The organism is Bradyrhizobium sp. OAE829 (genome assembly GCF_040546575.1).
Lineage (GTDB): Bacteria > Pseudomonadota > Alphaproteobacteria > Rhizobiales > Xanthobacteraceae > Bradyrhizobium.
In genome coordinates this window covers 5,378,659-5,397,424 of record NZ_JBEPOE010000001.1, presented here as the reverse complement: position 1 = coordinate 5,397,424, position 18,766 = coordinate 5,378,659, and the positions used below count along the sequence as shown (strand labels likewise).

Genomic DNA, 18,766 nt, shown 5'->3' with positions numbered 1-18,766 from the left:
ATGGTTTGCGGCCAAACTTGCCTGTAAAGACGTCTCATGACCGTCATTGTTCCCATGCGGGCCGCGCTCGGCATTGCCGCCACTCTGGCTGTCGCATGCACCGCCATCGAGGTTCGCGCCGAGGATGCCTCGCCCTGGCAGCGCGACACCCATTCCGCGATCAGGCTGGTAGCGGGATCGCGCAGCGGCGCGGTGCTGCTCGGCGGTATCGCTATCCAGCTGCAGCCGGGGTGGAAAACCTATTGGCGGACGCCCGGCGATTCCGGTGTTCCGCCCCGCTTCGATTTCTCCAAGTCCGACAATGTCGAGACGGTGACGGTATTGTGGCCGGCGCCGATGAAGTTCGATGACGGCGCGGGCGGCGTCTCGCTCGGCTACAAGCAGCAGGTCGTGCTGCCGCTGCGGATCGTCGCCAAGAATACCGACAAGCCGGTGACGCTGCGCGCCGACATCAACTACGCGGTCTGCGACAAGCTCTGCATCCCGGTCGACGCCAAGGCGGAGCTGGCCTTTGCCAGTGTGGCAAGCACCGAGGACGGCAATCTGTCCGATGCGCTCAACGCGGTGCCGAAGCCGGCCAATGTCGGCGATCCCAATCCCCTCACCATTCGCGACGTCAAGCGCGAGGGCAAGGCCAACGTGCTGGTCGATGTCACCGCACCCGGCGGCAAGGAGGTCAGCCTGTTCGTCGAGGGTCCGACGCCGGACTGGGCGTTGCCGATTCCGAAGCTGATCGAGGGCGGTCCGCCCGGCGTCAAACGCTTTGCCTTCGAGCTCGACGGCCTGCCGCCGGGCGCGAGCGCCGACGGCGCCGCGCTGAAACTGACGCTGGTCGGCGGCGACCGCGCCTATGAGTTCAACGTGAATTTGCAGTAGCCGTCGCCCCGGCGAACGCCGGGGCCCATACGCCGCGGCGGGTGTGTTGAAACACGGCGGTAGACACCTTTTTTCAACAACAACCTCCTGTGGTTATGGGTCCCCCGATGCGCATCTGAGCTCAAGGCCGGGACGACGCGGAGACTGACGCCCGCGCCCGCACCCAACCGAATCTTAACGAATCGTTGATAGATCGGAGCATCGCCGCCGCCTCGCGGCCTTTCGAGGATGCCTTGCTGTGGCCGTGATGGACACCGAATCCGCCTCCGCTTCGCCTGCCGGCCCGATCGCGCGCCTGCGATCGCTGCTTCGCGGTCTGTTTGGTGGTTCGGGCGAAGCGTCGCTGACAAAGCGGCTGGCCGGCACGATCTTCATCATCCGCGTGATCAGTGCGGCATTGGCCTATTTCTCGCAGATCCTGCTGGCGCGCTGGATGGGCGGCTCGGATTACGGCGTCTATGTCTATGTCTGGACCTGGGTGCTGCTGCTCGGCAGCATGATGGATTTCGGCATCTCGGCGTCGGCGCAAAAGATCATTCCGGAATACCGCGCCAGCGGCCAGCACGCGCTGCTGCGCGGCTTCCTCTCCGGCAGCCGCTGGATGACGTTCGCGGTGTCGTCGCTGGTCTCGTTGGCGCTGGCGGGCGTGGTGAAAACATTGTCGCCATGGATCGAGCCCAACACAATTGTCCCGCTCTATATCGGCTGCCTGACCCTGCCGGCCTTCGTCGTCGCCAACACCCAGGACGGCATCGCGCGCTCGCATGACTGGATGCAGCTCGGCCTGATGCCGCAATTCATCGTGCGCCAGTCGCTGATCATCGGCCTCACCGCCGGCGCCTTCGCGCTCGGTTTCAATCTCGGCGCCACGGTGGCGATGCTGGCCAGCGCCGCCGCGGTCTGGCTCGCGATGATCGGCCAGATGGTGGTGCTGAACCGAAGGCTCGCCGGCCACATCGATCCCGGCGCAAAAGCCTATGATTTCCGCGGCTGGCTTGCGGTCTCGCTGCCGATCCTGCTGGTCGAAAGCTTCTATCTGCTGCTCTCCTACACCGACGTGCTGATGCTGCAGCAATTTCGCTCCTCGGAAGAAGTTGGCGTCTATTTCGCGGTCGTGAAGACGCTCGCGCTGGTTTCCTTCATCCACTACGCGATGTCGGCAACGACAGCGCATCGTTTTGCGGAGTATCATGCGCTCGGCGACAAAGCGCGGCTGTCGGCCTATGTGGCGCACGCCATTCAATGGACGTTCTGGCCCTCGCTCGCGGCCACCATCGCGCTGCTCGCGCTGGGCAAGCCGCTGCTCTGGCTGTTCGGGCCGCAATTCGTGGTCGGCTACGACATCATGTTCATCGCCGCTGTTGGCCTTGTGGTGCGCTCTGCGATCGGCCCGGTCGAGCGGCTGCTCAACATGCTCGGCCACCAGCACATCTGCGCGCTGGCCTATGCGCTCGCCTTTGTCATGAACGTGGTGCTGTGCCTGCTGCTCGTGCCGCGCTACGGCGGCCACGGCGCCGCGGCCGCAACCACGATCTCGCTGGCGTTCGAGACCGTGCTGCTGTTCTGGATCGTCCGGCAGCGGCTCGGCCTGCACGTGCTGGCGTTCGGGAAGCGCGGTTAATCCCTCAGCGTCATGCCCGGGCTTGACCCGGGCATCATCATCTTCGCAAGAATTTTTCGACTCGATGGATTGCCGGGCAAAGGCGAGCGTAAGCGACGCCGTCCTTCAGACGGCTATGCCCGGCAATGACAAGTGCTAACGTCGGGACGCAAAGACCCCTACTCCGCGGTCCAGCCGCCGTCGATCGAGAGGTTGGCGCCGGTGATCTGGGCGGCATCGTCGCCGCACAGAAACAGCGCCAGGGCGGCGACCTGCTCGGAGGTGACGAATTCCTTGGTCGGCTGGGCGTCCAGCAGCACGTCGCGGATGACCTGCTCCTTGGTAAGGTTGCGCGCCTTCATCGTCTCGGGGATCTGGTGCTCGACCAGCGGCGTCCAGACATAACCTGGCGAGATGCAGTTGCAGGTGATCTTGTGGGTCGCAACCTCCAGCGCCACCGTCTTGGTGAGGCCGGCGATGCCGTGCTTGGCCGACACATAGGCCGACTTGAACGGCGAGGCCACCAGCGAATGGGCGGAAGCGGTGTTGATGATGCGGCCCCAGCCGCGCTTCTTCATGCCGGGCACCGCGGCGCGGATGGCATGAAATGCCGACGACAGGTTGATCGCGATGATCGCATCCCACTTTTCGATCGGGAATTCCTCGATCGGCGACACGAACTGGATACCGGCATTGTTGACCAGGATATCGACCGAACCAAAGGTCTTCTCGCCGAGCGCGATCATTTCGGCGATCTCGGCGGGCTTGGTCATGTCGGCGGACGAGTAAAGGGCCTTGACCTTGTAGTCGGTCTCGATGCCGGAACGCTCCTTCTCGATGTCGGCCGGTGCACCAAAGCCGTTGATGACGACATTGGCGCCGGCGGCGGCGAAAGCGCGCGCGTAAGCCAATCCGATGCCGCTGGTCGAGCCGGTCACGACGGCGGTCTTACCCTTCAAAATACCCATTCTGGTCACTCCTGTTTTTTGCTTTCGGGGGCGCTGGAAACGTCCCTCGTGAGATCGTAGGTCACCATGGTCTCCCCGGACTGCGGCCGTTCTAGCCACTCTTTGTGACGCATCGACAAATGCACGTCGCGGGCACCCGCATTCCAGTGCTCGACCACCCCGACATGCGAGAAATCGTAATCCTTGGACGAGGATTCGTAGTTCTTGCTGCGGTAGATCAGGTGCACCACCGTGACGGTGTTTTCCTTGACCGCGTTGCACAGTATCGCCACCGACGGATCGTTCTTGAGATCATCGGGCAATTTGGCGACCAACTCACGGAGCGCCTTGCGTGTGTTGTGCACCTGCTTGTTCTTGTCGGTGTTCATCCGGGTACGGCTGGAGAAGCGGATGTCTTTTTCACGCTCGGCGGCCTCCAGCAGCGTGGCCGGCAGATCGCCGCGCGCGCTGAACAGGTCGACCTGGAAGATCAAAAGATCGCGGTCGGTTTCCTCATCCAGCACGAAATCGAGCGGCGTGTTGGAGGCGATGCCGCCGTCCCAGTAATGCTCACCGTCGATGAGGATGGAGGGAAAACCCGGCGGCAGGGCGCCGGACGCCATGATGTGCTCCGGCCCGATCTTCTTGCCGAGCTTCTTGAATTCCACATTGTCGAAATATTTGAAATTGCCCGAGGTCACGCCGACGGCGCCGACGGAAAGCCGCATTTTCAGATCGTTGATGCGGTCGAAGTCGACCAGGTTTTCCAGCGTCTTCTTCAGCGGTGCGGTGTCGTAATAGCTCAGCGATTGCGGGCTGCCCTGCGGCCACAGCGGCGCCGGCGGAAGCCGCGGCGTGAAGAATCCGGGCACGCCGAAGGTCGCGATCAAGGCGGCGCTGGTCTCGTTGAACAGCGACCGCGCGCGGTCACCCGGCGTAATCGGATTCCACGACACCGGGGACGACACCATGTCCCAGAATTCCTTCAGGCGATCGACGCGTGTCGCAGGGTCGTTGCCGGCAATGATCGCGGCATTGATCGCGCCGATCGAGATGCCCGCCACCCATTCCGGCTCAAAGCCGGAACGGCACAGCGCCTGGAAGGCGCCGGCCTGGTAGGAGCCGAGCGCGCCGCCGCCTTGCAGCACCAGCACGCGCTGTGCATCAACGGGCTTCGTCGCGGGCGCGGAAGCGGATGTATCCATCGTGACCGTCAATCAGAGGGCAATGATTTTGTACCGTGGCGGCAGTTCGCGACGGCGTCAATCAGCGAGATATTCGCAAGGATCACGCCGAGTTTATCGCGGCGCTATGTTTTTGTTTGCGCATGATCTTTTGGGAAAACCGGTCGCGCCGGCAGGCCCTGCCGGTCCGGATCATGCGCTAGGTTGACGCCAGAATGAGCGTCCAGAACACCTTGTACTTGGTGTTGGGAGCATAAATCGCCGCGATGCCCAATTTTGTGACACCGTTCTTGAGCATGTTGGCCTTGTGCGGCGGCGAGTCACGCCAGCCCGAAAACGCTTCCGCCAGCGTGTGATAGCCGGCCGACACGTTTTCAACCGCGAGCTTGGCCGGATATCCGGAAGCGCCGAGGCGCTTTTCCAGCGGGCCCTTGACGTCATGATCGAGCTTGTTGCGCTTCGCCATCGCCTGCGATTGGGCTTCGGCGAGCTTCATCAGGTCAGGGTCGACAGCCACGGCGGCAAGACCGTTGTTCTGGCGGTACAGCGAAATCATCGAGGCCGCCGCCTGCGGATCCAGCGTGGCGCCGCCATTGGCCATGCTGAGATACATGGTCGGCTGGTCCGGCGCCCTGGCGGTGTCGGCCATGCAGCCGCCCAGCAACAAAAGTCCAGCTATCGCGGCCGCGGCGCGCATGAATCAACCCCCGTGATGTCACGCAGTTGTTGCATACCAACCGTGGCTGAATGGTGAACGCGGGGCTAATTTTGCGGCCATTCCGGGGCGCAAAACGCGTAGCCCGGGTGAAGCGAAGCGAAATCCGGGATCGGTCGATCGCCGGCCCCGGATTGCGCTTCGCTCCATCCGGGCTTCTGTAACGGGCCTCGATTAGTCAATCCCTTTTGCGTCATCCGCTCGCCGGGAACTTGCTTCTGTACGGGATCGGCGCAAGGGCCGTCGCCTGATGGGGTTCGTAAGAGGATAGGTCGGCCAATCTACGGAAGCGTGATCACATCGTTCGATGTGTCGACATCCCGGATGTCGGCCTGACCTGATCCATCGTCCCGGCGAAGGGACTTCGCTTCGGGAAGGCTGGTGTCGTGACCCGCCCGAAAACCTGTCGTTTTTGCTCCTAAGCCGTTGCAGCGTTAGCCTTGGTGGCCGGATTGAAGGGCGCACCGTCCTTGAGTATGCGATGCATGATCACGGCGAGCTTGCGGGCCAGCGCGACCTTAGCCTTGTTCATGCCGGCCCGTTTGGCGATCCGCATCGCCCAGCTCTTGAGCTGCGAACATCCCTTGATCGGCTTCGTCAGCATGATGTGAGCGGCCTGGTAGAGCGCCTCGCGCACGGAAGCGTCGCCGATCTTGCTGATCCGGCCCGATCGGTCGGTCTCGCCGGACTGGTGCTTCTTCGGCGTCAACCCAAAATGCGACCCGGCTTGCTTGGAGGATGTGAACCGCGCGGGATCATCGATCGCTGCGGCATAGGTCAGTGAGATGATTGGCCCCACCGCAGGCGTCGACATCAACAACCTGGCCTTGGCATTCATCAGCGACATCCTGCCTGCCCGCTTCTCGAAGGCCTTGAACTCGCTCAGCAGGACGGTCCGCACCTTGAGCAGCGCTTCTGCGATCACTTCCAGGTTGGGATGCCCCTTCACCAACTCGTTGATCCGTCCAGCAAAATCTGTTCCCGTCGTTTTGCCGACCTTCAGCCCAAAGCCGCGCAAGATCCCGCGCAGGCTGTTCTCGACGTCCAGAAGCTTGCTCTGAACCAGCTTGCGCGCCGTCAGCATGGCTCTCACTTCCTGCGCCGCCACCGACTTGCAGTGAACCGGCCGGAACCAGCCCAGCCGCATCAGTTGCGCGATCCCCCGTGCGTCATTGCGGTCCGACTTCACTGGCATCGCCTTGAACGCGTCGTGCACGTGCCGCGTCTCCAACAGCTCAACTGCGAGCCCAGCCTGCTTCATCACCGCGTACAGCCATTGCGACAGCGGCCCAGCTTCCAGCCCGATCCGGCCCAGCCCGATCCCGAGCGAGGTGAACCAACCGATCAGCGCCGCCGGCTCGCTTGCCACCTTGCTCTCGCGGAAAATCTTGCCGTTCCCATCAACAACGCACACGCTTGAGCATTCCAATGACACGTCGATTCCTGCATAATACTCCATGGTCGTCTCTCCTTGATGCTTGGAGCGAGGTCCATCCTCGACTCCGTAAACACCATCCATGTGAGGGACGACCGCCCGCCTTCCAAGCAAGCCGCGCGAAGCGCGCACCCAACAGCGCCGTAGCAAGCGCGGCTTGCTTGGAAGGCAGACCGGGGCCCGTTACCCCATCTACGACAGCCTCAATCCTGGGCCGCAAAAATACGGTAGCGGCGGGGTTGCAGGCTGACGATTTCGCCGGCCTGGAGTTCCCGGTCGCGGGGGGCGTCGATCTCGATGATGGTCTTGCCCTCGCCGCCGGACAGCGCCACCTCGGCCCGCTGGATCGGACCGAACGAACGGACATGGCGCACGGCGCCCTCCAGCGATCCGGACCCGGCCGGCCCGATCTGCATGTCATGACGCCGCACGAACAGTTTCGAGGCCCCGGAAGCCGCGCCGTTGGCGGCAATATTGAGCGGCCGGCCGCCGAGCCGCACCGAACCGCCGCTGACATCCACCGGCAGCACGATGGATTCGCCGATGAAGCCATGCACGAACGCGGTCGCCGGATGGTCGTAGACCTCGCCGGGCGTGCCGATCTGCTCGATGCGGCCCTTGTCCATGACCACCACGCGGTTGGCGACTTCGAGCGCCTCTTCCTGGTCGTGGGTGACGAAAATCGAGGTGACGTGGATTTCCGAATGCAGCGAGCGCAGCCATTGCCGCAGTTCCTTGCGCACCTTGGCATCGAGCGCGCCAAAGGGCTCGTCGAGCAGCAGGATGCGCGGCTCGATCGCAAGTGCACGCGCGAGCGCGATGCGCTGGCGCTGGCCGCCGGACAACTGGCTGGGGTAGCGGTCGGACAGCCAGTCGAGTTGCACCAGATCCAGCAATTCCTTGACGCGGGCGCGGATGGTGGCCTCGTCCTTGCGGATGGCGCGCGGCTGTACCCTGAGGCCGAAGGCGACGTTTTCGAACACCGTCATGTGGCGGAACAGCGCGTAATGCTGGAACACGAAACCGACATGGCGCTCGCTCGCGCCGCGCGCCAGCGCGTTCTCGCCGTCGATCAACACCTCGCCGGCATCCGGCCAGTCGAGCCCGGCGATGATCCGCAGCAGCGTGGTCTTGCCCGAGCCGGAGGGGCCGAGCAGCGCCAGCAATTCGCCCTGGTCGACTTTCAGGTCGACATTGTCGAGCGCTGCGAAGCTGCCGAACTTCTTGACGATGTTTTTGACTTCAATGGTCACTTGGCTCTTGTCCTTCGTCCAAACGTCGCTCGAGAACGGTCTTCACGACCAGCGTGATCAACGCCAGCATCGCCAGCAGTGACGCAATCGCGAACGACGCCACGAATTGATATTCATTATAGAGGATTTCGACCAGCAGCGGCATGGTGTTGGTCTCGCCGCGGATATGGCCCGACACCACGGACACCGCGCCGAACTCGCCCATGGCGCGCGCGTTGCACAGCAGGACGCCATAGAGCAGGCCCCATTTGATATTGGGCAGGGTGACGCGGAAGAAGGTCTGCAGGCCTGACGCACCGAGCGAGATCGCCGCCTCTTCCTCCTGGGTGCCCTGCTCCTGCATCAGCGGGATCAGCGCGCGCGCCACGAAGGGGAAGGTCACGAAGATGGTCGCGAGCGCGATGCCGGGCACGGCGAACAGGATGTGGACGTCATGCGCCTGCAGCCATGTCCCAAAAAAGCCCTGCGCGCCGAACAGCAGCACGAACACGAGACCCGAGATCACGGGGCTGACCGAGAACGGCAGATCGATCAGCGTGATCAGGAAGGTCTTGCCGGTGAAATCGAACTTGGCGATGGCCCAGGCCGCGATCACGCCGAACACCAGATTGAGGGTGACGGAGATCGCCGCCACCAGCAGCGTCAGCTTGATCGCCGCCAGCGCCTCCGGCTCGCCCAGCGCCGCCAGATAGGCGCCGATGCCTTTGGAAAAGGCGCTTGCGAACACCACAACCAGCGGCAGCACGACGAACACCGACAGGAAGGTGACCGCGAGGGTGATGATGATGAAACGGACCGGCCCAGGCTCGGTACGCAGATTATCCGGCGATGTCCCGGTGCGCGAGCGCGCGCGCTCGATGCGCGAAGGCGGCGGGGAAACGGTGAGGTCCGCCGTCGGGGCATAGGCCCGCAGCTCGGTCGCGGACGTCACCACACTCGATTGCGTCGACATCGGTCCCTCAATGCGCCGGAATACGGGTTTGGGCCCAGCGCTGCAGGCGATTGACCGCGAAGATGATCAGGAACGACGCCAGCAGCATGACAACCGCAATCGCGGTCGCATCGGCGTAGCGGAACTCGGAGAGCCGGATCACGATCAGCAGAGGCGCGATTTCCGACACGTTCGGCAGATTGCCGGCAATGAAGATGACGGAGCCGTATTCGCCGACCGCGCGCGCGAACGCCAGCGCAAATCCGGTCAACAGCGCCGGAATCAAACTCGGCAGGATCACCCTGAACACGGTGTGCCAGCGGTTGGCCCCGAGGCTCGCCGCCGCCTCCTCGATCTCGACGTCGAGATCGATCAGGACGGGCTGCACCGTCCGCACCACGAAGGGGATGCCGATGAACACCATCGCGATGAAGATCCCGATCGGCGTGAACGCGACCTTGATGCCGAGTTCGGCCAGCGGCGCACCGAGCCAGCCTTTTTGCGCGAACAGTTGCGTCAGCGCGACGCCGGCGACCGCGGTCGGCAGCGCAAAGGGGATGTCGACGATGGCGTCGAACAGCCGGCGGCCGGGAAAGCGATAACGCACCAGCGCCCAGACGATGATGGTCCCCATCACCAGATTGACCAGGGCGGCGAGAAACGAAAGCCCGAACGAAATCTTCAGCGCATTGAGCGTGCGGCGGCTGGTGACGATGCCCCAGAACTGATCAAGGCTGAGCTCGAACGTCTTGAGGAACAGGCCGGCCAGCGGCAACAGAATAATAATGGAGAGCCATGTCAGGGTCAGTCCCATGGTGAGACCAAACCCCGGCAAGCTGCTCCGCCGTGCCACCGCTATGCTCACAAGTCCCCCTGATTGCTCGGTAAATCGCCCAGATCCGTTCCAGCGCTCAGTTCTTGTAGATCTGGTCGAAGATACCGCCTTCTGCGAAATGTTCCTTCTGCGCCTTGGCCCAACCACCGAAAACGTCGTCGATCGTGAAAAGTTCGACCTTGGCGAAAGATTTTTCGTATTCCCGGGCGATCTCCGAATCGCGCGGACGGTAGGAGTTGCGTGCGGCGATTTCCTGACCTTCCTTGGTATACCAGTATTTCAGGTAGGCTTCAGCCGCCGCGCGGGTGCCCTTCTTGTCGGCCACCTTGTCGACCACGGAGACCGGCGGCTCGGCCAGGATCGACAGCGGCGGCGAGACGATCTCGAACTTGTCCTTGCCGAATTCGCGCTGCGCCAAGAACGCCTCGTTCTCCCATGCCAGCAGCACGTCGCCGACACCGCGCTCGACGAAGGTCACGGTCGAGCCCCGGGCGCCGGTATCGAGCACCGGCACGTTCTTGAAGAGATCGCCGACGAATTTTCTGGCCTTGTCGGACGAACCGAACTTTTTCTCCGCATAACCCCATGCCGCCAGATAATTCCAGCGCGCACCACCTGATGTTTTCGGGTTCGGCGTGATGACGCTGACGCCAGGTTTAATCAAATCGTCCCAATCCTTGATGGCCTTGGGATTGCCCTTGCGCACCAGAAACACGATCGTCGACGTGTAGGGCGAGGCGTTGAGCGGCAGGCGTTTCTGCCAATCCGGCGACACCAGGCCCTTGCCGGCGATCGCATCGATATCATAGGCCAGCGCCAGCGTGACCACGTCCGCCTGCAATCCGTCGATCACAGAACGCGCCTGCGAGCCGGAGCCGCCGTGCGACTGCTTGATCTCGACGCTCTTGCCGGTTTCCTTGCTGTAAGCGGCAATGAACGCCTTGTTGAAATCGGCATAGAGCTCGCGCGTCGGATCGTACGACACGTTGAGCAGCGACACATCGGCGGCGAGCGCAGAACCTGCCCAGAGCAGTCCCGCGACGAGGGGCAGAATACGACGGAACATCTCAATCTCCATTCGGCCTGGTGAACGATATCACCGGAACACGCGGGACATAACTCGCGGTGAAGTGGCCTTTAGTCAACGAAACCGCTTTTCATTGTTTGCGGCGGTGCAGCGTCATTGTCCTATGAAGTCTTGATCGTGTGGATGCCGCATTCTGTCTTGGCTCTTCCGCGCCAGCGACCGGCACGCGCGTCCTCATCAGGCGAGGTCCGGCTGCTGCACGGCATGCATCCGACCGACAGGTAGCCCGACGCCATCAGCGGATGCGGCGGCAGGTTTGCAAGCTTATAGATCGCCTCGATCTCTTCGCGCGCGACATTGGCGAACGGGTTGAATTTCAGCCTGGCGCCGTCGTCTTCGACGACCGCCATCTCGGCGCGCAGCCCGCCCTGGAAGCGCTTGCGGCCGTTGATCCAGGCCGAGAACGGCGCCAACGCCCGCGCCAGCGGCTCGACTTTACGGATACGGCAGCAGGCGTCGGGATCGGAGAACCACAATTCGCGGTCCGGATCCTCGCGCGACAAGGTTTCTTCCAGCGGCTTGATCGAGCGGACGTCGCGCAGGCAAAGCGTTGCAATCAACGTGTCGCGATAGGCCAGCGTCTCCTCGAACAGCCAGCCGGTGTCGAGGAAGATCACAGGAATCGCCGGATCGACGTCTGCCATCACCTTGAGCAGTGCCGCCGATTCGGTGCCGAACGACGAGACCACCGCCAACTTCTCGCGGCCGACGGTCTTCAACGCCGTCTCGATGACTTCCGCGGGCGAGGCGCTACGCAGCGCGCGATCGAGCGCCTGCGCCGGCGACAGGTCCAAAGCTTTCTCAATCACGGCCTGGGGTACGAGCGCGTTCACTGGCCGGCACTCTCCGAATGACGCAGCTGCATCCGCCGATGCAGCGCGGTGAGGCGGCCGTCGCCGGTCGGCTGGTAGAACACCGAATAGCTTTTTGCGGTCGAGGCAAACGCTTCGGCGTCGCTGTCCTTTTTCACCTCGAACGTGTCGAAGCCGGCGCGCAGCATAAACACGAACTGATCGCGCAACACCTGGCCGGTGGCACGCAGTTCGCCGTCGAAGCCGTGCCGTTCCCGCAGCAGGCGCGCCTGGCTGTAGGCGCGGCCGTCGCGAAACGAGGGAAACACCAGCGCCACCGCGGCGAGCCGGCCGAGATACGGCACGAGATCGTCGAGATCGCGGTTGTTCGGCCAGATCACGCCGACCTTGCCGGCGCGCTTCAGAAAGGCTTCCGGATCCTCGAGGAACCGCGCCGCCGGAATGAGGATCGCGCCATCGCCGGGCAACTCGGCGCCGTCGGCAACATGGACGAACAGATCGGTGGTGATTCTACCCTGCTTAACGAGTGGCATAGACCCGCTCCTTGAATGGCTCGACACCCAGGCGCTTCACCGCATCCACGAACAACTCCTCGGGGCGGTCGCGCAGTGCGAGATAGGCTTCGACGATATCCTCGATCACGTCGGCGACTTCCGCATAGGGAATCGCCGGGCCGATCAGCGTACCCATCTGCGCGCCCTCGTCGGCGCGACCACCGATGGTGATCTGGTAAAACTCCTCGCCGTTCTTCTCGACGCCGAGAATGCCGATATGGCCGACGTGGTGATGCCCGCAGGCGTTGATGCAGCCGGAAATGTTGATGTGCAGCCGCCCGATCAGCTCGGCGGTGTCGTGATTGGCAAAGCGTCGGGTCAGTTCCTGCGCGATCGGGATCGAGCGCGCATTGGCCAGCGAGCAATAGTCCAGCCCGGGGCAGGCAATGATGTCGGTGACCAGATTGACGTTCGGCGTGGCGAGCCCGATGCGGTCGAGCGCCTTCCATAGCTGCGGCAGGTCGCGCTTGGCGACATGCGGCAGGCACAGATTCTGTTCGTGGCCGACGCGGATTTCGCCGAAGGAGTAGCGGTCGGCGAGATCGGCGACCGCGTCCATCTGGTCGGAGGTGGCGTCGCCGGGCGGTGCGCCCACCGGCTTCAGCGACAGCGTCACGATCGAATAGCCCTGAACCTTGTGCGGGAACACCGAGTTCCTGCGCCAGCGTTCGAACAGCGGATCATGCGCGGCCTGTTTCAGCTCGTCCGGCATGTGTGGCAGCTTTTCATAGGCCGGATAGGAGAAGCGCGAACGCACTTCCTCGATGACGGAATGGTCGAGCGTCAATCCGACGTCGCCCATCTGCCTCCATTCCTCGTCGACCTCGCGCGCGAATTTCTCGATGCCGAGCTCGTGCACCAGGATCTTGATGCGGGCCTTGTAGATGTTGTCGCGGCGGCCGTACTGGTTGTAGACGCGCAGGATCGCCTCGACGTAGCTCAGGATGTCGCGGCCGTGCACGAACGGCTTGATGGTCTTGCCGATGAACGGCGTGCGGCCGAGGCCGCCGCCGACCAGCACCTCGAAGCCGGTTTCGCCTTCCGCATTCTTGTACAGGCGGAGCCCGATGTCGTGCACCTTGATCGCGGCGCGGTCGTGCTCGGATGCCGTGATCGCGATCTTGAACTTGCGCGGCAGGAACGAGAATTCCGGATGCAGCGTGGTGTGCTGGCGCAGGATTTCCGACCAGATGCGGGGATCCTCGACCTCGCCCGGCGCGACGCCGGCCCATTGGTCCGAGGTGACGTTGCGCATGTTGTTGCCGGAGGTCTGCATCGCATGGATGCCGACCTCGGCAAGGTCCGCCAGCGCGTCCGGCAATTCGGCGAGCTTGATCCAGTTGAACTGGATGTTCTGCCTTGTGGTGAAATGGCCATAACCGCGGTCGTAGCGGCGTCCGACACGGGCCAGCGCGCGCAACTGCTTGGACGACAGCGTGCCATAGGGGATCGCGACGCGGAACATGTAGGCGTGCAGTTGCAGATAGACGCCGTTCTGCAGGCGCAGCATCTTGAATTCGTCCTCGGTGAGTTCGCCGGAGAGACGGCGCTTCACCTGGTCGCGGAATTCAGACACGCGTTCGTTGATCAGCGTGCGATCGAGTTCGTCATATGCGTACATGATGGATGTGCCTTACGCCGGAACCGGAAGCAGATCGATGGTGAGGCCTTCCGACCGGATATGTTCGCGGAGATTGCCGGGCTTGATCTCGCCGCCGTCCTTGAGTTCGACCGGCGCGATATAGGGGCCGATCGCACCGACGTCATCGGCGGTGGCTTCACCAAGCAGTGTCCGCGCCTCATCCGAGGTGCGCACGATCGCGGCGTCCGACAGGTTCGCCGACCAGCCTTGCTGCGCGGTGCGATAGATCACGACGCCATCCCAGGTGCGGTTGGCGGTGACCATCGAAGGCCCCGTGATCTTGATCTTTTGTTGTAACGGAGAAGTCATTCTGCAGCATCCCTCAATTCGGAGATCACTTGATCGAGATCTGATTGGCGCCACGGTGCGGAATGCGCGACCACGTCACCGATGATGAGGACGGCGGGACCGCCGTCGATTTGTTCGACCAGAGCCGGCAAATGTTCGAGCGTGCCGACCACGGCCTGGGCGTCCGGCCGCGTCACCCGCGCGAACACGCCGACCGGCGTTTGCGGCAAGCGTCCGGCGGCGAGCAGGCCCGCACGGATCGCGGGGGCCGCGGTCATGCCCATGTAGACCACGATGGTCATCTTCTTGTCTGTCAGCACCGACCAGTCGACGGTCTCGGCGTCCCTCGCCTTGTGCGCGGTGAGGAAGGTGATGCGCAGCGCCTCGTGGCGATAGGTCAGCGGCGCTTCAAACTGCGCGGCGGCGCCCAATCCAGCGGTGATGCCCGGCACCACCGAATAGGCGGCACCGGCCGCGCGCAACACTTCGATTTCCTCGCCGCCGCGGCCGAAGATGAAGGGATCGCCGCCCTTCAGCCGCACCGCGCGTTGTCCTGATCTCGCTGCCTCGATCAGCAATTTGTTGATCGCATCCTGGCCGATACCGGGCTTGCCGACGCGGCGGCCGACCGGAATGCGCGAGGCATCGCGGCGCACGCGATCGAGAATTTCCGGCGAGACCAGTTCGTCGTAGAACACGACATCGGCGTCCTGCAGCGCGCGCAGCGCCTTGATGGTGAGCAGGTCCGGATCGCCCGGCCCGGCGCCGACCAGCGTCACCCGGCCCTCGGCCTTGCCCTGATCATTGGCACCGGCGAAAGCGGAAGGGTCCGCGATCGCCTGCAGTTCCTTCTCGGCTTCGTCCTTGCGCCCGGCCAGAACAAGCGCGCCGATCGGTCCGTCGATCACGCGTTCCCAGAAACGGCGGCGCAACGAAAATTCGGGGATCCGCGCATGCATCGCCTTGCGAAAGCCGCCGATGAAACCGGCGAGATCGCCGATCCGCGCCGGCAGGACGGCTTCGATGCGCTCGCGCACGCGGCGTGCCACGACAGGGGAAGTGCCGCCGGTGCCGACGGCAACGACGACGTCGCCGCGATCGACGATGGCGGGAAAGATGAAAGTCGAATGGACGAGGTCGTCCATCACATTGACGGGCAGTCCGACCGCCTTGGCACGTGCCGACATCGCCACGCCAATGTCGCCGGCACCGGCGCAGAGGATTGCGATCACACCAGCCAGATCGGCGGTGAGCGGATCACCGCCATCAGGCTCGATCCGCGCTACGTCCTCGGCGGCAAGGCCGGAGAGGTCCCGATCGCCGTCGGTCGCGAACCAGCGGACCCGCGCACCGGCAGCGGCGAGCAACCGCAATTTGGCGCGCGCGAGATCGCCCGCTCCAACGAGCAGCACCTTGCCGCTTTGCAGATCCAGAAACACAGGCAGATAGCGCATCAGATACTCGCTTCCCCAACTCGGGGGTTGACTGAAATTATTTTCTATTTATCTCTCGATCAAGGCCTGCAAAGAGAAAATTATTTCTTCTCTATTGCGGTGCAACTTTAGAATTTTTCCACTCTCAAGTCCAAGGCCAAGAGATGCATCTTCTCAACAAGGAATCCGGCGGGCACGGGTTGCAGCCCGCGGCCTTCAACCAGGCCTCATCCGCGCCCAAAATTCTGGCCCATGGGCAGCTGCCGCCGCCCTCGATGGACCACCTCGACGAACTCGAGGCGCAGAGCATCTACATCCTGCGCGAAGCCTTCGCGCGGTTGAAGAAGCTGGCGCTGCTGTGGTCGCTGGGCAAAGATTCCAACGTCATGATCTGGCTGGCGCGCAAGGCGTTCTTCGGCCGCGTGCCGTTCCCGGCCTTGCATGTCGACACCGGCAAGAAATTTGCCGAGATGTATGCGTTCCGCGATCGCTTCGGCAAGGAATGGGAACTCGATCTCAAGATCGAACCCTGCCCGCCGATCGACGCCGTCGATCCGACACTGCCGCCGGCCGCACGTTCCGCCGCCCGCAAGACCGAAGGCCTCAAATGGGCGCTGACCAAATATGGTTTTGACGGACTGATCGCCGGCATTCGCCGCGACGAGGAAGCCACCCGCGCCAAGGAGCGCGTGTTCTCGCCGCGCGGCCTCGAAGGCGGCTGGGATGTGCGCGATCAGCCCCCGGAATTCTGGGACCATTTCAACGCCTCGCCGCCGCAAGGCGCGCATTTGCGCATCCACCCGATCCTGCATTGGACCGAGGCCGACATCTGGGCCTACACCAAGCGCGAGAACATTCCGATCATCCCGCTGTATCTGTCGAAGGACGGCAAGCGTTATCGCTCGCTGGGCGATCAGGACATCACCAATCCGGTGGCGTCGACCGCTTCCAGCATCGATGAAATCCTGACCGAGCTCGACGGCACCAAGGTGCCGGAACGTGCGGGCCGCGCGCTCGATCACGAAACCGAAGATGCATTCGAGCGGCTGCGTGTCGCCGGTTATCTCTGACGGACATTAGGTGTGAGTGCTGCGATGAACATGATCCTCCCCTCAAGCGTATTGGCGACACCCAACGGCACGACGCGGCCGCAGATTCGCATCGTCATCGTCGGCCATGTCGACCACGGCAAATCCACCCTGGTCGGCCGCCTGCTGCATGAAACCGGCAGCCTGCCCGAAGGCAAGCTGGAAATGCTGAAAGCCGTCAGCGCGCGGCGCGGCATGCCGTTCGAATGGTCGTTTCTCCTGGATGCGCTGCAAACCGAACGCGACCAGGGCATCACCATCGACACCACGCAGATCCGTTTCCGCACCCGCTCGCGCGACGTGGTGCTGATCGACGCGCCCGGCCACGCCGAATTCCTGCGCAACATGATCACCGGCGCCTCGCAGGCCGACGGCGCGGTGCTGATCATCGACGCGCTGGAAGGCGTGCGCGACCAGACCCGGCGGCACGGCTATTTGCTGCATCTGCTCGGCATCAAGCAGGTCGCCGTCGTCGTCAACAAGATGGACCGCGTCGACTTCAGCGCCGATCGTTTCAAGGAGATCAGCGACGAAATCTCGGCGCATCTGATCGGCCTCGGCGTGACGCCGTCGGCGGTGATTCCGATTTCCGCGCGCGACGGCGACGGCGTTGCCGAACGCACGCCGCGGATCTCCTGGTACCAGGGGCCGAGCGTCGTCGAGGCGCTCGATGCGCTCGAACCGGCACGGCCGCTGGAGCAGCTCGCGCTGCGGCTGCCGGTGCAGGCGATCTACAAATTCGACGACCGCCGCATCGTCGCCGGCCGCATCGAATCCGGCAGTCTCAGCGCCGGCGACGAGATCGTCATCATGCCCGCCGGCAAGATCGCGAAAATCAAGACCGTCGAGAGCTGGCCGGTAACCCCTGTCAACGGCAGCCACGGCGCCGGCCGCTCGGTCGGCATCACGCTCGACCGCGAATTGTTCATCGAACGCGGCGACGTGATCGCCCATGCCGGCGCGACCCCGCGCGATACGCGGCGGATTCGCGCCCGGATTTTCTGGCTGCACGACAAGCCGCTTGCCAAGGGCGAGCAGATCCTGATCCGCCTCGGCACCCGCGAAAGCCGCGCCCATGTGGTCGCGATCGAGAAGGCGGTGGATCCCGGCGAACTCTCCAATGAGGAGACCAAGTCGATCGCGCGCAATCACGTCGGCGAAATCGACATCTCGCTGGCGCAGCCGGTTGCGGCCGATCCCTATCAGGATAATCCGCGCACCGGACGGCTGGTGATCGAGGTGAACGGCCGCATTGCCGGCGGCGGCCTCGTGCTGTCGGTCGATGCCGGACAACGCGCCGTTCCCATCGATATCGTCCCCGTGGAATCTGCGCTGCGCCCCGAAGAGCGTTCTGCGCGCTACCGCCACAACGGTGCGGTGATCTGGCTGACCGGCTTGCCCGGTTCGGGCAAATCGACGCTGGCCCGCGCGCTGGAGCGCCGGCTGTTCGGCAATGGCGGTTCGCCCATCCTGCTCGATGGCGACACGCTGCGCGCCGGCCTCAATGGCGATCTCGGTTTTTCGGCGCAGGACCGCACCGAAAATATCCGAAGGCTCGCCGAGGTCGCGACCCATCTGGCGCGCAACGGCCACATCGCCATCGTCGCCGCCGTCTCGCCCTCCTCTGAGGATCGTGCCGCGGCGCGCCGCATTGCCGACGCCGCCTTCCGCGAAATCTATGTCGCGACACCGGCCGAAGTCTGCGAGAGCCGCGACCCCAAGGGTCATTACGCCAAGGCACGCGCAGGCACGCTGCAATCCTTCACCGGGATCGGCAATGACTATCAGCCACCGACCCAGAGCGAGCTGCGGATCGACACCTCGACCGGTTCGGTTGCCGACGCCACCGATACGATCGAGCGGATGCTGGCCGAGACCGGCGTTTTGTTCGACGAACTGGTCGATCTGGCGGCCAATATCTAAAGCGTTTTCAAGCGAAGCCTGCCCCGGACTTGATCCGGGGTGGGCACCGGTTCGCGTCAGGAAAGCGCGTCAAATCAAGAAGCTAGGGCTCCGTTCCGATTACCATCGGAACGGAGCCCTAGGCTTTTTGGGGCCTTCTCATCGACCCGGCTTTAGGGCTAAA

At 63.5% G+C, this 18,766-nt stretch carries 18 protein-coding genes; 5 read left to right on the top strand and 13 right to left on the bottom strand.

Features of this window, described 5'->3' with window-relative positions; genetic code table 11:
* The first annotated feature begins 36 nt into the window (after window positions 1–36).
* Window positions 37–876 (top strand): protein-disulfide reductase DsbD domain-containing protein, encoded by an 840-nt coding sequence (locus ABIE49_RS25895; RefSeq protein ID WP_192736914.1) that lies wholly within the window; start codon window positions 37–39, stop codon window positions 874–876.
* Window positions 877–1,123: 247 nt separating this feature from the next.
* Entirely contained in the window at window positions 1,124–2,497 is a 1,374-nt protein-coding gene (locus ABIE49_RS25890) for a flippase (RefSeq protein WP_192736958.1), read from the top strand.
* Between the two features lie 158 nt (window positions 2,498–2,655).
* Here the strand turns inward: ABIE49_RS25890 and ABIE49_RS25885 are convergent, their stop codons facing one another.
* Window positions 2,656–3,444 (bottom strand): 3-hydroxybutyrate dehydrogenase, encoded by a 789-nt coding sequence (locus ABIE49_RS25885; RefSeq protein WP_192736915.1) that lies wholly within the window; start codon window positions 3,442–3,444, stop codon window positions 2,656–2,658.
* 5 nt (window positions 3,445–3,449) lie between these two features.
* Complete coding sequence (locus ABIE49_RS25880) at window positions 3,450–4,628, bottom strand: DUF3734 domain-containing protein (protein ID WP_192736916.1); 1,179 nt, start codon at window positions 4,626–4,628, stop codon at window positions 3,450–3,452.
* Between the two features lie 35 nt (window positions 4,629–4,663).
* On the opposite strand from ABIE49_RS25880, the gene ABIE49_RS25875 reads away from it, so the two are divergent.
* Window positions 4,664–4,810: a hypothetical protein gene (locus ABIE49_RS25875; RefSeq protein WP_192736917.1), complete on the top strand. Its 147-nt coding sequence runs from the start codon at window positions 4,664–4,666 to the stop codon at window positions 4,808–4,810.
* Here the strand turns inward: ABIE49_RS25875 and ABIE49_RS25870 are convergent.
* From ABIE49_RS25870 to cysG, 11 genes are all read right to left on the bottom strand, one after another.
* Complete coding sequence (locus ABIE49_RS25870) at window positions 4,807–5,304, bottom strand: CAP domain-containing protein (RefSeq protein ID WP_192736918.1); 498 nt, start codon at window positions 5,302–5,304, stop codon at window positions 4,807–4,809. The genes ABIE49_RS25875 and ABIE49_RS25870 overlap by 4 nt on opposite strands.
* 436 nt (window positions 5,305–5,740) lie before the next feature.
* Window positions 5,741–6,781, bottom strand: coding sequence for an IS110 family RNA-guided transposase (locus tag ABIE49_RS25865; protein ID WP_354066976.1), 1,041 nt, complete (start codon window positions 6,779–6,781; stop codon window positions 5,741–5,743).
* A 179-nt stretch (window positions 6,782–6,960) separates the two neighbouring features.
* Window positions 6,961–8,010, bottom strand: coding sequence for a sulfate/molybdate ABC transporter ATP-binding protein (locus tag ABIE49_RS25860; protein WP_192737199.1), 1,050 nt, complete (start codon window positions 8,008–8,010; stop codon window positions 6,961–6,963).
* Window positions 8,000–8,962, bottom strand: a complete 963-nt coding sequence (cysW, locus tag ABIE49_RS25855) for a sulfate ABC transporter permease subunit CysW (RefSeq protein WP_192737198.1) — start codon at window positions 8,960–8,962, stop codon at window positions 8,000–8,002. Before cysW ends, ABIE49_RS25860 begins: the two co-directional genes overlap by 11 nt.
* 7 nt (window positions 8,963–8,969) lie before the next feature.
* Window positions 8,970–9,776 carry a sulfate ABC transporter permease subunit CysT gene (gene cysT / locus ABIE49_RS25850; protein ID WP_210337336.1) on the bottom strand — a complete coding sequence of 269 codons (807 nt, stop codon included), beginning with the start codon at window positions 9,774–9,776 and terminating at the stop codon, window positions 8,970–8,972.
* 76 nt (window positions 9,777–9,852) lie between these two features.
* A complete protein-coding gene (locus tag ABIE49_RS25845) occupies window positions 9,853–10,854 on the bottom strand; it encodes a sulfate ABC transporter substrate-binding protein (protein WP_502915924.1) in 1,002 nt (333 codons plus the stop codon).
* A 110-nt stretch (window positions 10,855–10,964) separates the two neighbouring features.
* Complete coding sequence (locus ABIE49_RS25840; RefSeq protein WP_192737195.1) at window positions 10,965–11,696, bottom strand: phosphoadenylyl-sulfate reductase; 732 nt, start codon at window positions 11,694–11,696, stop codon at window positions 10,965–10,967.
* On the bottom strand, window positions 11,693–12,208 hold the full coding sequence (locus ABIE49_RS25835; protein WP_192737194.1) for a DUF934 domain-containing protein: 516 nt from the start codon (window positions 12,206–12,208) through the stop codon (window positions 11,693–11,695). Before ABIE49_RS25835 ends, ABIE49_RS25840 begins: the two co-directional genes overlap by 4 nt.
* The gene (locus ABIE49_RS25830) at window positions 12,195–13,850 is read right to left on the bottom strand and encodes a nitrite/sulfite reductase (protein ID WP_192737193.1); all 1,656 of its coding nucleotides are present in this window, start codon (window positions 13,848–13,850) and stop codon (window positions 12,195–12,197) included. The genes ABIE49_RS25835 and ABIE49_RS25830 overlap by 14 nt, the downstream gene beginning before the upstream one ends.
* A 12-nt stretch (window positions 13,851–13,862) precedes the next feature.
* Window positions 13,863–14,180 carry a DUF2849 domain-containing protein gene (locus tag ABIE49_RS25825; protein WP_192737192.1) on the bottom strand — a complete coding sequence of 106 codons (318 nt, stop codon included), beginning with the start codon at window positions 14,178–14,180 and terminating at the stop codon, window positions 13,863–13,865.
* The gene (gene cysG / locus ABIE49_RS25820; protein WP_192737191.1) at window positions 14,177–15,613 is read right to left on the bottom strand and encodes a siroheme synthase CysG; all 1,437 of its coding nucleotides are present in this window, start codon (window positions 15,611–15,613) and stop codon (window positions 14,177–14,179) included. The genes ABIE49_RS25825 and cysG overlap by 4 nt, the downstream gene beginning before the upstream one ends.
* Window positions 15,614–15,867: 254 nt before the next feature.
* On the opposite strand from cysG, the gene cysD reads away from it, so the two are divergent.
* Window positions 15,868–16,662, top strand: a complete 795-nt coding sequence (gene cysD / locus ABIE49_RS25815; RefSeq protein ID WP_192737217.1) for a sulfate adenylyltransferase subunit CysD — start codon at window positions 15,868–15,870, stop codon at window positions 16,660–16,662.
* A 24-nt stretch (window positions 16,663–16,686) separates the two neighbouring features.
* Complete coding sequence (cysC, locus tag ABIE49_RS25810) at window positions 16,687–18,603, top strand: adenylyl-sulfate kinase (RefSeq protein ID WP_192737190.1); 1,917 nt, start codon at window positions 16,687–16,689, stop codon at window positions 18,601–18,603.
* The last annotated feature ends 163 nt before the right edge of the window (window positions 18,604–18,766 follow it).

Bases quoted from the DNA above. Each gene is read 5' to 3' on its own strand.
- ABIE49_RS25845 (WP_502915924.1), bottom strand. From the start codon at position 10,854: ATGGAGATTGAGATGTTCCGTCGTATTCTGCCCCTCGTCGCGGGACTG.
- cysW (WP_192737198.1), bottom strand. From the start codon at position 8,962: ATGTCGACGCAATCGAGTGTGGTGACGTCCGCGACCGAGCTGCGGGCC.
- ABIE49_RS25825 (WP_192737192.1), bottom strand. From the start codon at position 14,180: ATGACTTCTCCGTTACAACAAAAGATCAAGATCACGGGGCCTTCGATG.
- ABIE49_RS25890 (WP_192736958.1), top strand. From the start codon at position 1,124: ATGGACACCGAATCCGCCTCCGCTTCGCCTGCCGGCCCGATCGCGCGC.
- ABIE49_RS25870 (WP_192736918.1), bottom strand. From the start codon at position 5,304: ATGCGCGCCGCGGCCGCGATAGCTGGACTTTTGTTGCTGGGCGGCTGC.
- ABIE49_RS25895 (WP_192736914.1), top strand. From the start codon at position 37: ATGACCGTCATTGTTCCCATGCGGGCCGCGCTCGGCATTGCCGCCACT.
- ABIE49_RS25865 (WP_354066976.1), bottom strand. From the start codon at position 6,781: ATGGAGTATTATGCAGGAATCGACGTGTCATTGGAATGCTCAAGCGTG.
- ABIE49_RS25835 (WP_192737194.1), bottom strand. From the start codon at position 12,208: ATGCCACTCGTTAAGCAGGGTAGAATCACCACCGATCTGTTCGTCCAT.
- cysG (WP_192737191.1), bottom strand. From the start codon at position 15,613: ATGCGCTATCTGCCTGTGTTTCTGGATCTGCAAAGCGGCAAGGTGCTG.
- ABIE49_RS25880 (WP_192736916.1), bottom strand. From the start codon at position 4,628: ATGGATACATCCGCTTCCGCGCCCGCGACGAAGCCCGTTGATGCACAG.
- cysD (WP_192737217.1), top strand. From the start codon at position 15,868: ATGGACCACCTCGACGAACTCGAGGCGCAGAGCATCTACATCCTGCGC.
- ABIE49_RS25885 (WP_192736915.1), bottom strand. From the start codon at position 3,444: ATGGGTATTTTGAAGGGTAAGACCGCCGTCGTGACCGGCTCGACCAGC.
- ABIE49_RS25830 (WP_192737193.1), bottom strand. From the start codon at position 13,850: ATGTACGCATATGACGAACTCGATCGCACGCTGATCAACGAACGCGTG.
- cysC (WP_192737190.1), top strand. From the start codon at position 16,687: ATGAACATGATCCTCCCCTCAAGCGTATTGGCGACACCCAACGGCACG.